This is a genomic window from Radicibacter daui, assembly GCA_030657355.1.
In the GTDB taxonomy this organism is placed as follows: Bacteria; Pseudomonadota; Alphaproteobacteria; order Radicibacterales; family Radicibacteraceae; genus Radicibacter; species Radicibacter daui.
In genome coordinates, this window is record CP131056.1 from 3549247 (window position 1) to 3562673 (window position 13427).

Annotated in this window: 12 protein-coding genes; 8 read left to right on the top strand and 4 right to left on the bottom strand. The window is 61.6% G+C overall.

Features of this window, described 5'->3' with window-relative positions:
* Nucleotides 1–65: 65 nt before the first annotated feature.
* Genes QTL98_RS16605 through QTL98_RS16625 form a run of 5 tightly spaced genes read left to right on the top strand, consistent with a single transcriptional unit; the run spans nt 66 to nt 5193 of the window.
* A complete protein-coding gene (locus QTL98_RS16605; RefSeq protein ID WP_445679582.1) occupies nt 66–1682 on the top strand; it encodes an ABC transporter substrate-binding protein in 1617 nt (538 codons plus the stop codon).
* An 18-nt stretch (nt 1683–1700) separates the two neighbouring features.
* Nucleotides 1701–2726, top strand: a complete 1026-nt coding sequence (locus QTL98_RS16610) for an ABC transporter permease (protein WP_445682173.1) — start codon at nt 1701–1703, stop codon at nt 2724–2726.
* 7 nt (nt 2727–2733) lie between these two features.
* A complete protein-coding gene (locus QTL98_RS16615) occupies nt 2734–3624 on the top strand; it encodes an ABC transporter permease (protein WP_445682174.1) in 891 nt (296 codons plus the stop codon).
* Nucleotides 3611–4453 carry an ABC transporter ATP-binding protein gene (locus QTL98_RS16620; RefSeq protein ID WP_445679583.1) on the top strand — a complete coding sequence of 281 codons (843 nt, stop codon included), beginning with the start codon at nt 3611–3613 and terminating at the stop codon, nt 4451–4453. The genes QTL98_RS16615 and QTL98_RS16620 overlap by 14 nt, the downstream gene beginning before the upstream one ends.
* A gap of 2 nt (nt 4454–4455) precedes the next feature.
* Nucleotides 4456–5193, top strand: coding sequence for an ABC transporter ATP-binding protein (locus tag QTL98_RS16625; protein ID WP_445682175.1), 738 nt, complete (start codon nt 4456–4458; stop codon nt 5191–5193).
* Between the two features lie 51 nt (nt 5194–5244).
* Here QTL98_RS16625 and QTL98_RS16630 read toward each other — a convergent pair whose 3' ends face one another.
* The 4 genes from QTL98_RS16630 to QTL98_RS16645 all read right to left on the bottom strand — a co-directional run bounded on the left by QTL98_RS16630 (nt 5245) and on the right by QTL98_RS16645 (nt 10488).
* Complete coding sequence (locus QTL98_RS16630; RefSeq protein ID WP_445679584.1) at nt 5245–6483, bottom strand: sensor histidine kinase; 1239 nt, start codon at nt 6481–6483, stop codon at nt 5245–5247.
* A 247-nt stretch (nt 6484–6730) separates the two neighbouring features.
* Nucleotides 6731–7756: a zinc-binding alcohol dehydrogenase family protein gene (locus QTL98_RS16635; protein WP_445679585.1), complete on the bottom strand. Its 1026-nt coding sequence runs from the start codon at nt 7754–7756 to the stop codon at nt 6731–6733.
* Nucleotides 7757–7796: 40 nt separating this feature from the next.
* Nucleotides 7797–9302 (bottom strand): UxaA family hydrolase, encoded by a 1506-nt coding sequence (locus QTL98_RS16640; RefSeq protein ID WP_445682176.1) that lies wholly within the window; start codon nt 9300–9302, stop codon nt 7797–7799.
* 40 nt (nt 9303–9342) lie between these two features.
* A complete protein-coding gene (locus tag QTL98_RS16645) occupies nt 9343–10488 on the bottom strand; it encodes a mannitol dehydrogenase family protein (protein WP_445679586.1) in 1146 nt (381 codons plus the stop codon).
* Between the two features lie 223 nt (nt 10489–10711).
* On the opposite strand from QTL98_RS16645, the gene QTL98_RS16650 reads away from it, so the two are divergent.
* The 3 genes from QTL98_RS16650 (at nt 10712) to QTL98_RS16660 (ending at nt 13413) form a co-directional block, all read left to right on the top strand.
* A complete protein-coding gene (locus QTL98_RS16650; protein WP_445679587.1) occupies nt 10712–11656 on the top strand; it encodes a GntR family transcriptional regulator in 945 nt (314 codons plus the stop codon).
* A 137-nt stretch (nt 11657–11793) separates the two neighbouring features.
* A complete protein-coding gene (locus tag QTL98_RS16655) occupies nt 11794–12537 on the top strand; it encodes a hypothetical protein (RefSeq protein WP_445679588.1) in 744 nt (247 codons plus the stop codon).
* A 423-nt stretch (nt 12538–12960) separates the two neighbouring features.
* Nucleotides 12961–13413, top strand: coding sequence for a hypothetical protein (locus QTL98_RS16660; protein ID WP_445679589.1), 453 nt, complete (start codon nt 12961–12963; stop codon nt 13411–13413).
* Nucleotides 13414–13427 lie beyond the last annotated feature (14 nt).

Below are 13427 nucleotides of genomic sequence, written 5' to 3' on the forward strand. Positions count from 1 at the left end.
GTCATTCCAAACCCGGGGGCACGGCTCCCCGGGGGTAAAATAAAAAAACTCCAAGGAGGAAACAGATGGCCACCCGGACCGCGAAATCCGCGTTTGTACGCAACTGCCTGGCGACAACCGTTCTGGCAACCATGGCAGCTCTTGCGGCGGCCAGCCCGGCTGCGGCAAAGACCCCGGCAGATACGCTCGTCTACGGCACCTCGCTGGCACAGGTCATTTCGCTCGACCCTCATCAGGGGCAGGAATCGACCGCCCTCGAAGTCATGGCCAACCTCTATGACCGGCTGGTGTCATCCGACGCTTCCGGCAAGCTGAGCCCACAGCTCGCCGAAAAATGGGATATCGACGACAAGGGCATCACCTTTCACCTGAAGGATGCGACCTTCAACGGCTCCGGCAATCCGGTGACAGCCGAGGATATGGTCTGGTCGATCCGCCGGGTCATCAAGCTCAGCCAGGCTCCGGCTGCCAAGCTCGGCTCTGTTGGCTACAACGCCGGCAACATCGACAGCCTGACCAGGGCCATCGACGACAAGACCTTCTGGATAGGTCTAACCGGCAAGGTCGCGGCCGACTTTCTCCTTTATCGCCTGTCCGAGGTTGCCGCTTCAGTTATCGACAGCAAGACGGTCATGGCCCACGCAAAGGACAGTGATTTCGGCAATGACTGGCTTCGCACCCACTCCGCCGGGTCGGGACCGTTCGACCTGCAGCGCTGGGCGCCCAACGACATCATCATCCTGTCAGCAGCGAAGAACTACTGGGGTCCGGCCGCCAGGATGAAGCGGGTGGTGATGCGCCACGTTCCGGAAAGCCAGGCCGAACGCCTGATGCTGGAACAGGGTGACATCGACATCGCCGGCTCGCTCTCGCCGGCCGACATCGCCTATTTCGCCGACAAGAAGGAGGTGAAGGTCGAGAAGGTGCCCACGGGCGGCTTCTACGTCATGGCTATGAACGTCACCGCCGAACCGCTCTCCAAACCAAAGGTTCGCGAAGCAATCCTCCACGCCATCGATTTCGATGGCATCCAGAAGAGCATCATGGGGCCCTATGGCGTAAAACGGCTGGTGCCGGTGCCGGCCGATTATGAGGGCGCCATCCCGGACCCGGACGTGAAATACGACCCCGCGCTCGCCCGCAAGCTGCTGGCCGAGGCAGGTTATCCCGACGGTTTTTCGACCACCATCAAGACGATCGCCCAGACCCCGCGCGTTGAGCTGGCAACAGCAATCCAGGCTTCCCTCGCCGATATCGGCATTCAGGCCCAGGTCCTGCAGGGCAGTGGGGCCGATATCGTCGGCGATCACCGGGCCCGCAAATTCGATATCCTGATCCCTCAGACAGGCGCCTACATGCCCAATGCCATGGGAGCGATGGAACAGTTCACCTCGAACCCCGACAATTCTCTGGCAGCCAACAATGCCGGGAACTTCGTCTGGCGATCCGGCTGGGACATCCCGGAACTGACGGCGCTTACGGCAAAGATCATGACGGAAAATGACGCATCGAAGCGTGTCGGCATGTATGAGCAGTTGCAGCACATGTTTGTGGACGCCGTGCCTGCGGTCCAGCCGATGTTCGAGCGCTACCTGCCGATTGCCATCGCCGCGGATGTGCACGGCTACAAAGGCCACCCCCAGCAGGTGACCCGCGTCGATCAGGTGACGAAGTCGGAGTAAACCATGGCTCAGCCGATCATGAAGCAGCTTGCAGCCATGAGGCTGGACAAGCGCCTTGTGCAACTTGTCCTCAGTCTGTTGGCGCTGGTCGCGATCACCTTCGTGATCGGCCGGATGCTTCCCACCGACCCGGTGGGAAGCATCGTCGGAGAGCTGGCGGACCCCAGGGCCTATGCCGCAATGCGCGAACGCCTGGGACTGGACAAGCCGGTCGCGGAACAGTTCCTCCTTTATTTCTGGCACCTGCTGCAGGGCGATCTCGGTGTCGCGGCGCTGACCGGCAACTCCGTGTCGGACGATCTTTGGCACGCCTTTCCCGCCACACTGGAGCTAGCCACTCTGGCGATTGTTCTCTCTGTGATAGTCGGGGTTCCGCTGGGGCTGCTGGCCGCCCTTAAACGGGATAGCTGGGTCGACCAGCTTATCCGCGTAATCTCCTTGGTCGGCCACTCTGTGCCCGTCTTCTGGCTCGGCATGATCGGGTTGCTCGTCTTCTATGCCGGACTACAGCTGGTCGGCGGTCCGGGGCGGATCGACGTCTTCTACGAAGGGCTGGTCCCGCCGGTCACCGGCATGATCCTGATCGACAGCTTGCTGGCCGGGGATATGGAGATCTTCCAGAACGCCCTTACCCACATCATCCTGCCGGCCTCCATGCTGGCCTATTCGGCCATGGCCTACATCACGCGCATGACACGCAGCTTCACGCTCGAGCAACTGTCGCAGGACTATGTCACCGCTGCCCGAGCCAAGGGCGTCAGCCCGGCCGGCACGCTTTATCGCCATGTCCTGCCCAACATTGCCGTCCAGCTCATCACGGTCATCGCCATCTCCTATGGCGGACTGCTGGAAGGCGCCGTGGTCACGGAGATCGTGTTCTCCTGGCCCGGTATCGGCCAGTACATGACCAGTGCCCTGCTGATCGGCGACATCAATGCCGTGGTGGCAGCGACGATCGTCATCGGCATCGCCTTCATGCTGCTGAATTTCCTGTCGGACATCGCCTACCAGCTTCTCGACCCCCGGACCCGGGAGGCCAACTGAGATGGACATGACAAAAGCTGATCTGACCGGCGCTCGGCGGCCTTCGTTGCTGCATCGCTTCCTGACACTTCCCTTCTGGTCCGCGCTGCGGCGCGAGCCTCTGGGCTTTGCCGGGGTTATCGTCCTGGCGTTGTTGGTGCTTGTTGCCCTCAGCGCTCCGCTGCTTGCCCCCTATGATCCGAACCGGCAGGTACTGGACAGCTCCCTCCTGTCGCCTTCATCCTCACACTGGGCCGGAACGGACGAATTCGGTCGCGACATCTTCAGCCGGCTGGTCTGGGGAGCCAGGCTTACATTGCGCACCGTCTTTTCGGTCTCCGCCATCGTCGGCCCCATCGGCCTCATTATCGGTGTTGTCGCCGGCTATTTCGGCGGCCGGGTCGATGCGGTGCTGATGCGTCTCACCGACATTGTGCTCTCTTTCCCTTCTCTGGTGCTGGCGCTTGCTTTTGCCGCGGCGATCGGCCCCGGCCTCAACACCGCCATTGTCGCCATCTCGCTCACCTCATGGCCGCCCATCGCCCGCCTCGCCCGGGCCGAGGCTCTTGTCGTGCGAAACTCCGACTATGTGTCAGCCGCACGGATGTATGACGCCTCGAACCTGCGCCTGCTCACGCTCTACATCGCCCCGATGTGCATTCCCTCGGTCGTGGTTCGTCTTACACTCAATATGGCAACCATCACTCTGACGGCAGCATCGCTGGGTTTCCTGGGTCTCGGCGCCCAGCCGCCGGCCCCCGAATGGGGCGCAATGATCTCGGCAGGCCGCAAATACATGATCGACTACTGGTGGGTCGCGGTGATGCCGGGCCTCGCCATCCTGCTCACCAGCCTTGCCTTTAACGTCGTCGGCGACACCCTTCGCGATATCCTGGATCCTCGCCATGAACGCGGCTGAACCCACACTCGATATCCGAAACCTGCGCGTCACCTACGCCCGCGGCATCGTCGCGGCCGTTGACGGCATCGACCTGCAACTGGCGGGCGGGCGGCTGGGCATTGTCGGCGAAAGTGGCTCCGGCAAATCCACGGTCGGCCGCGCCATCATGCGGCTGCTCTCCAGTTCAGCCCGGGTCGAGGCCGATCGCATGATGTTTGCCGGAATGGACCTGGCCCGGCTGGGCGAACGGGCACTCCGGCAACTGCGCGGCAAACAGATGGCGCTCATCATGCAGGACCCGCGTTATTCGCTGAACCCGGTCCTGACTATTGGCGCCCAGGTGGCAGAGGCCGCACATCTGCATCTGGGGCTCCGGGGCAAGGCGGCACAGCAAGCCGGTGCCGAAATGCTCGCCCGGGTGCGCATCCAGAATGTCGCCCGGGTGACGGGCCTTTACCCGCACCAGATTTCCGGGGGGATGGGCCAGCGGGTGATGATCGCCATGATGCTGATCGCCCGCCCCCGCCTGGTGATCGCTGACGAGCCGACATCGGCGCTTGACGTCAGCGTACGGGCGGAGGTGCTGGAGCTTCTTGACAGCCTGGTGCGCGAACAGGGCTCCAGTCTCATCCTCATCAGCCACGATATCCGCATGGTCGCCGCCTTTTGCGACGAGGTTGCCGTCATGTATCGCGGGCGCGTGGTGGAGAAGCTGGCTCAACTCGAAAATGCCGCCCACCCCTATACCCGTGGGCTGCTCGCGGCACTGCCGGATCCCAAACATCCCGTGGCACGGCTGGCAACACTCGATCGTGCCCTGCTGTCGCAACTGGAGACCAGCCGATGAACGTGATCGAAGTGCGTGGCCTCGACGTCAGCTATGGCAAGAACGAGAGCACCAATCATGTCGTGCGCTCGCTTGATTTTGACGTGAGAGCGGGGGAAACCCTCGGCATCGTCGGCGAAAGTGGCTGCGGCAAGTCTACCGTCCTGCGCTGCCTTGCCGGGCTGGAATCAGGTTGGGGCGGCTCGATCCATGTTGATGGAAAGCCTGTCTCCTGGCGCCGGACGCGGGACGAACTGCGCCGGATGCAGCTGGTATTCCAGGACCCGTTCGGCTCGTTGCACCCGCGCCACCGCATCGGGCGCACCATTGCGGAGCCGCTACGCTGCATGGGTCAGGAAGCCAGTGACCAGACAGTGCGTGCCGCCCTCATCCAGGTTGGCCTGCCGGCGGAGTTTGCCCATCGTTTCCCGCATGAGCTTTCCGGCGGGCAGCGCCAGCGCGTGGCCATCGCGCGCGCGCTCATCCTCGCACCGGAAATCCTGCTGCTCGACGAACCGACATCTGCGCTCGACGTCTCGGTCCAGGCCGAGGTCCTCAACCTGCTGGCGGACAAGAAAGCCGAGGAAAAGCTGACTTATGTTCTGGTCAGCCACGACCTTTCGGTCATCTCCCATATGTGCGACCGCATTCTGGTCATGAAGGACGGCATTTTCGTCGACGAGTTTGCACCAGGCGTCATTGCAACCGGCGCTGCCCATCACAACTATGCCCGGCATTTGATAGAGGCGAGTTTCTTTTAGCCTCGGGGCACGAAAGAGACGACCAGCACGTCTCGAGGCCCGCCGGACCGCTTATCCCCGCCCCGCCGTCAGCTCCGCCCAGGCTGGCAGCGATACGGTCACGGTGGTGCCGGTGCCCTTGCGGCTTTCAATGCTGAAATCGCCGCCCTGCAACCGGGTGAGGGCGCTGGCGATGGAGAGCCCGAGCCCGCCGCCCCCGTCGCCGGCAAGGCTCGCCAGACGGCCCTGCCGCACGAACGGGTCCTGCACCAGCTGCAGCTTTTCCTCATCAAGGCCGGCGCCGGTATCGCGCACCATGAAGGTCCGGCGCGGACCGCTGGCCCTCGCCCCGACCTCCACCAGCCCGCCACGCGGGGTAAACTGCACCGCACTGGAGACGAGGTTCAGCAATATCTGCTTGGTGGCCCGCCGGTCGGCCCGTACCGGGCCAGGGGATCGCTGCGGTAGCTGACGGCGCAGCTCGATGCCGGCATGGCTCGCCGTGCCGCTCATGCGCTCGACGATATCATCCACCATCTCGCCGCAATCCTGGGCCGTGAGCGCGATGGGAAAACGCCCCTCCTCGATCTCCGCCAGCGCCAGCAGGTCGGTGACGAGGTCCAGCAGGTGGGTGCCGCTGGTAGAGATGTGATGCAGGTAGGAGGTCAGCTGCTCGGGCGTGCGCGCCATGGCAGGCAGTTGCAGCATGTCGGCAAAGCCGATGATGGCGTTGAGCGGCGTGCGCAGCTCGTGGCTCATATTGGCGAGAAACACGGATTTCGCCCGATTGGCCTTCAGCGCCTCGTCACGCGCCGCCTCCAGCTCGCCATAGAGCGCCACATTGGTCAACGCCACCGCCGCGCCATTGGCAACCGTGGCCACCAGCTCTTCTTCCTTCGCCGTGGCGAGATGCTTGTCCGCCCAATAGACGCCGATGGCTCCCACCGGATCTTCTGTGCGTACCGGCACCATCATCATGCTTTTGACGAAGGTGGGCCGATAGGCATCGTGCGGCACCCGCGGGTCGAGATAGATGTCGGGAATGAGGATCGGCCTCTGCTCCAGCATGGCGTGGCCGGAAATGCAGGTCTGCAGCGGGAAGCGCTGGCCCTTCCACAGCGGGCTGATCGCGTCCTCGTCGGCATAGTGGCAAAAGCCTCCCTCGCGCAGCACAAAGGTCACCCCGTCGCTGCCGACCAGGGCCCGCACGCCGCTGCGCACCACGGCCATGATCTCGTCGCGCCCGCGCGCCATGGAAAGCTGTAGCAACAGCGCGGGGAGAGAGGGGGAGGCTGGCGTCGAAGAACCCATGGGCAGGGCCGCCTTTCCTGGCGCCGGGACATATCCACCCGGTAGCGGATAGATTACCGGGATAATTCGATAACCTTGCCGCCGGGCAGAGCAAGGCGTTTGCGCAACCCTCTGGCAAGCGCTTCTTTCAATTCACTTTATACGTAAGCAGCACTCCCGCTCGTGCGCCCTCCGCACACAGCCACAGGCTGAAAAACATGCGACTCGACTTTACCCGAGGTACTGAAACCCGCAGCCAAGCCGATTTTCAGATCTCGATGATCGCCTTGATGAGCCCGCTCTTGGTCTCCGCCCAGCGTGGCAAATCCTCCACCGCGCCTTCCAGCGTGGTGCGGTGGGTGGCGAGCAGGTCAAGCGGCACGAGGCCGGCGGCGATACTCGCCGTTACATGCCCGAAATCCACCTTCGTGGCATTGCGGCTGCCGATCAGCATCATCTCGCGCTTGTGGAATTCGGGATCGGCAAAGCTGATCTCATCCTTCACCACACTGATCAGCACATAGGCCCCGCCATGGGCCACGAACCGGAAGCCGTTCATGATCGCCCCGGCATTGCCGGTGGCATCGAACACCACCTCATAACCCTCGCCGCCCGTGCGGCGCATCAGCTCCTCATTGCTGCCGGCGCCGAGTTCCACCGACTGGCCAAAGCCCAATTTGTCTGCCGCAAACTCCAGCCGCTCGGCGCTGGCATCCAGCAGCGTCACCTCAAACCCGGCGATGCGGGCAAAAAGTGCGGCGCCAAGGCCGATGGGGCCGATGCCCACCACCAGCGCCCGGGCGCCCTTCGGCGCAAGCGAACGGCGCACGGCATGGGCGCCGATGGCCAGAAACTCCACCATCGCCGCATCGCGCAGGTTGAGCGCACCGGCCGGATAAAGGTTCCTTTCCGGCACCACCAGCTGCCCGCACATGCCACCATCCCGGTGCACGCCGAGTACGCTGATGGCCGTGCAGCAATTGGCCTTGCCGGCGCGGCAGGCAATGCAGCTTCCGCAGGAAATGTAGGGGTTGACGATCACGCCGGTGCCAACGGCAAGGCTGGTGCCTTCCCCGCCCTGCCGCACGGTGGCGGAAAGCTCATGCCCCATTACCCGGGGATAGGCCAGGAACGGATGTTTGCCGCCCCAGATGTGATAGTCGGTGCCGCAGATGCCGATATGGCTGATATCGATCAGCACCTCGCCGGGCCCCGGCGCCAATCCCGCCGATAGTGGCGCCGGGCGCTCCTGCAGCTCAAGCCGGCCCGGCTCCAGACAGACGAGTGCCTTCATCGGGTCATCTCCCACCCTTGTTTTTTGAGTTTCAGTCGCCTTAGAGCGTCGGCCCCAGGCGCCAGGGCACGAACTCGTTGTCGCCGTAGCCGAAGAGCTCGCTTTTGCTCGGTTTGCCGGAGGCGGTGTCGACGATCAGGTCGAAGATGCGGTGCCCCAGCTCCTCAATCGTCGCTTCGCCGCTGGCAATGGTGCCGCAGTCAAAATCCATGTCCTCTTCCATGCGGCGATAAAGATCGCTGTTGGAGGTAAATTTGAGCGACGGCGTCGGCCGGCAGCCAAAGCAGGACCCGCGGCCGGTGGTAAAGGCGATGATATTGGCGCCGCCCGCCACCTGCCCCGTGGCGGAAACCGGGTCGTAACCGGGCGTATCCATATAGACGAGCCCGTGCGCCTCCACCTTCTCGGCATAACGGTATACGGCCTTGAGGTCCGTCTGCCCGGCCTTGGCCACCGCGCCCAGCGACTTTTCAAGAATGGTCGTCAGGCCGCCGCGCTTGTTGCCCGGCGAGGGGTTGTTGTCGAGCGAGGCGCTGAAGATCTCGACATGGCGCTCCCACCATTTGATCAGCTCATCGAGTTTGGCCGCCACTTCCGGGGTGGCACGCGAGGTCAGCAGATGTTCGGCGCCATAAATCTCCGGCGTTTCGGAGAGGATGGCGGTGCCGCCCGCCTGCACCAGAATATCCACCGCCGCGCCCAGCGCCGGATTGGCCGTGACGCCCGACATGCCATCGGAGCCGCCGCATTGCAGGCCGACGATGATCTCGCTGACCGGGATATCCACACGGGTCTGGCGGCTGGCGGCAGCGGCCACCGCGTCCAGCTGGGTGAGCGCCTGAGCGACGGCGTGGCGGGAGCCACCGACATCCTGGATATTGAAGCTGGAGCGCAGGGACTTTTCCTTGTCCATGCCATAAAGCGCCAGCTGGTTCACCTCGCAGCCAAGCCCCACCATCAACACACCGCCGAAATTGGCGTGGCGGGCATAACCATTCACCGTCCGGTGCAGCACCTGCATGCCCTCGGCGGTGCCGCCGCTCATGCCGCAGCCCTGGTCATGGATGATGGGCACGAACCCATCGATGCCGGGATATTTCGGCAAAAGGTCGCGGTTGGCGGCATCGGCAATTGCCCGGCACACGGTGGTGGAGCAATTGACGCTCGCCACCACGCCGATGAAGTTGCGCGTCGCCGCCCGCCCGTCGGCCCGGCGATAACCCTTGAAGGTGCGCGCCAGCTCGTCTTCCCGCGCCTTGACCGGCGCCGGATGGCCGCCGGCGGAAAGGCGGGCATTGTCGAAGGCCAGATTATGCGAGTGGATGAACTCGCCCGGCGCCACCGCCTTTGTGGTACGGCCTATCACCTGGCCGTATTTCACCACCGGCGCACCGGCTTCAAGCGCGGTGAGCGCCACCTTGTGTCCGCGGTCAATCGCCTCGGCGGTTGCGGCGCCGCCCGGCAGCGGGGCGCCTTTTTCGAGCGTTGTGACGGCAATGGCGACATTGTCGGCCGGGGAGAGCTTGAGGGCGCGCGGCGCGTCCAGAACAGCGGTTGTCATCTTGGGGTCAAAACTCCGGAAAGGCTCAGGCGGCGGCGCGGGCCGCGACAAGCGCTGAAAGTCGGGGTTGGTTCAGGGGGCTACGCTCGCCTTTGCCAGCACTTTTGCCTGTATTGCACCAGGCCAGAAAATCGCCGATCCGCCGGGCCACCTTGCTCACATGGTTCTGCGCAATATCGCTCACCAGATGGTCGAGGAACGGGTTTTCAAAACGTTCCAGCGTGGTGGCCACATAAGCATCTGCCTCCCGGGCAAGGCCATGGCGGGCAAAACCGGGCAGCACTTCCTCGCGGTAGATTGTCTCCAGCCAGCCGCGAATACCGGCATCGGCCAGCATCTCGCGCACGGTGACGCCCGGCGTGGCACCCGCCTGCAACCAGCGCTCGGCCAGCAGCGTGTGGCCCAGATTGAGGATATGCAGTTTCAGCCGCTCATAGGGCTCCAGATCCGCCACCACACGGATCGCCTCATGCTTGCAGGGCGGCACAAAACCCGGCTGGTCCTCGATGGCCCAGAGCGCATAAGGCTCGGCCACCGCGCCTGCCGGCTCCAGCGGCGCGGAGACGATACGGTCCACAAGGCTGCTGACCCACAGGCACTCATCCTCCAGCCAGCGCACCAGCGAGGCGGCGGCCCCGCTGCGATGGGCAAGGCCCAGCACCAGTTCCCGCAGCCGGTCGCCATTACGGGCCACCAGCTCGCAGGGCAGCAGGGTCAGCCCCGGCTGGCCGGCGCGGTGGCGGGCAGCCAGCAGCGCCAGCAGCTTGGCGATGAAGCTGCCGGGTGCTGCTTCCGGCGTCACCGTCAGGTCCAGCCGCTCATCCTCCGGCACGGCAAAACCGGCATCGCTGGTGTTGGAGACGATCCAGCGCGCCTCGTCGGTCACGATGCGCACCAGCTCGGCCCAGTCATCAAGGGCGGAAAGGCCGCGCGCCACGCTCACCACCCGCACCTCGCGGTCCACCACCGCGCCCTTTTCACGCCCGCGCACGATGACCGGAAAACCTTCTGGCGCGGAAAAGGCGGCAAGCCGCCCGGCGCGTCCTGCCGCGCCGGTGGTCTGCACGATGGTAATCTGCGCGCGGCCGCCGGCCTCGCTTACAAACAGGTCGGCATGGGCCTGCAGAAACCGGCTGGTGCCGAACTGCACGATGGGTGTTGCTGTGCTCAAAGGTAGCGTCCAGTCGGCTTGGCGTTTCCGGGGTCGGGCTCTTTTTTGGGGCGGCGTCGGCTCAGCGGCCGCGCCCCGCCCTTTTTCTGTCCCTTATTCACAAGAGACAACAGGAGCGCGTCAAGGTTTTTTATGGACAAAAAACCAAATGGACACCAGCCTTGCGGTCGTGGGAGAGAAAAGCCCTCCCTTCCCCTCAAGGACCGGAACCGGCCCCGCCTTAATGACCAAGCCGCGCACTCTTTTCAAGGAAGCCTACAACAACTGCCTTCGCTTGCTGGAGGCGGATGACAGCCTGCCCTCCGAGCCGGAGCTGGCAGCGCGCCTTGGCATCAGCCGCACCACCGTGCGCTCCATCCTCACCGGCCTGTCAGAAGCCGGCATCATCGTGTGGAACAAGCGCGACAAGCAGCTGCTGCGCCGGCCGGTGGCCAAAGACTTTTACCCCGAGGACGAGACCAGCAGCCTCTCCTCGATCATCGAGCGCAGCTTCATGCAGCGCATCCTTGCCGGCGGTGCCCGGGCGGGCGACCAGATCAGCGAGCTGGAGCTGGCGCGCCAGATCGGCGTCGGCACCTCGGCCCTGCGCGAATTCCTCATCCGCTTCAGCCGCTTTGGCCTCATCGAAAAACGCCGCAACAGCCAATGGGTGCTGAAGGGCTTCACGCTGGACTTCGCGCTGGAACTGGCGGATGTGCGCGAGATGTTCGAGCTGCGCTCGGCCCGCGCCTTCGCTGAGCTGCCGCCGGGCCATCCGGCCTGGACGCAGCTGGCGGAGATGGAAGCCGAACATCACCAGCTGGCCGCGCAGATCGACGCGCGTTACGCCGACTTCTCGGCGCTGGACGAGCGTTTCCACCGCATGGTGCTGGAAGCCTCGCGCAACCGCTTCATCATCGATTTCTACGACGTGATCGCCATGGTCTTCCACTATCACTACCAGTGGAACAAGGCCTCGGAGAAGGAGCGCAACAAGGTCGCGCTCGGCGAACATCTCGACTACATCCGCGCCCTCAAGGCCGGTGATGTGGCGGCCGTGGATGCGGCCTGCCGCAAGCATCTGGCCTCGGCGCGGGCGACATTGTTGATGTCGGTGCCGGAGAGTGAGGCGGCGGGGGAGCTGCCAACGCCTAACGCCGAAAGACAGTTAAGTGCACTGTCACCGTAACTTTAAGTGCACTGTCACCGTAACTTCGTGAGGCGGCCAGTGCCTGACACAGCGGGATGGTTTAGTGCACCGTCACCGTAACTTCGTCACCGTAACTTCCTGTAACTTCACAAAGTAAGTTTTGTTAGGAGGTGAAAATGAGCACCGATGGAGATGAAGAAAATAAAGTAAATAAAATTTATAGAACGTCAATCTTGAAAAGATCTCTTCTTGATTATGAACTAATGTTGGATTCCGAGACTCATAGGGGCTTCTTTTTAAATAAAGATACTTTAAAATCACTTTTTTCCGAGCAAAAAGAATTAATAAAAAAGTTAAACATTACTTATTTGGTAACCGCTGTCGGCGCTTCCATAGTTTTTTTAGGACCGTTTCCTGCTGATGTTAAAGTCAGTGCGGGATCGTTTGAGGCGCCCGTCAATATTATACCTCAACAGATATTTTCTCTAGTTACGTCGATATTTTTTGGGCAACTCTTAGTGTACATGGCATCTTTTATAATATTAAACACCATGATAACAAAAATTTTACAGAAGGAAGGCGTAGAGGCTTGGCATTTCTTTTACGGAGGTTTTGATGCGACACATTTATGGACTACGTTGGTGGCTCCAAGAAATGTTGGGTATAAATCACCAAAAAGGCACTGGGCCCTTGTGGTTTTAGTTCTTCTCACAACCTTTATATCAATTCTAACCTGTTCTGCCGTTGTCCTGATTTCTGCCTTTCTATCTTTTAAATCGGCACTGAATTCAGACATTTTTTACTTAAAGTTTTTTGGATTTGTTGGACTATTTGTTGATATTGTATCGATTTTTTGTTTTTTGTTTATGATCATCATCCCGATTCCGTTCAGGTTGTCGAAGAATAGTGAAAAGAGCTGAGCGTAAGACTATGATTTTTATTGCTTATTCAGATAGGGAGATTCGGTAATACTGCATTATATATAGGTTCTTGAAATGGCCAGCACCTAAAACGACGTCTCGGTGAGACCGACCACCGATTGTGGATCGACAAGCCACCCAATATAGGCTAAAAATCCTAATGTCACCCAAAAGCGGAAGGAAAAGGACAAAATGCCTGTCTCCTTCCTTTTAAAGCTCGCACCTCGCGCCCACGAGCAATGCCTCCGGAATTCGGTGACACTGCACTAAATTAGAATTTCGGTGATGAGTTGTTCGACACCCTCATCATGGCACAGCGATGCCGATACAGCGGCCGCCCCCGTCATCGAATTGGGTATTCCGTGCATGTAATCGCGATTATCGCACGCTGTGGCGCTGGATAATGTGTTTTAGGGTTATGCGATGAGCAACGAGAAGCAGTTAGTAGGTAATACCGGAGTCTATCATGTTGCCCGCGAGCTTTCGCGGCATGGATGGAATGTCATGCTGACGGTTCGAAATGCGCGCGGAGCTGACCTCTATGCCGTGTCTGGTTGCGAGAGCATCGCGCATCCTATCCAGATTAAGGCGCATAGCGGGAAACCTAACGACGTGCGCATGGGCCTAACGCCGGAAACCCTTGTCACTCCTTGGTGGGTGTTTGTCGCTCATGCCCTTTCCGATGCGCCAAAGTGCTACGTTGTTTCCATCGACGACATTCGGGAACGAATGACCCGTGATCCTGGCACACGGTCAGGTAAACCGGAGCATGAACGGGCATATTGGTTTGACCGGCGATATTTCACTCCAGGCAGCGACCGCGAATTGGTCGATGCCTGCGAGGCTTGGCGCCGGCTGGGCGATCCGAACCGCTAAGCGGGCCCCAAAAA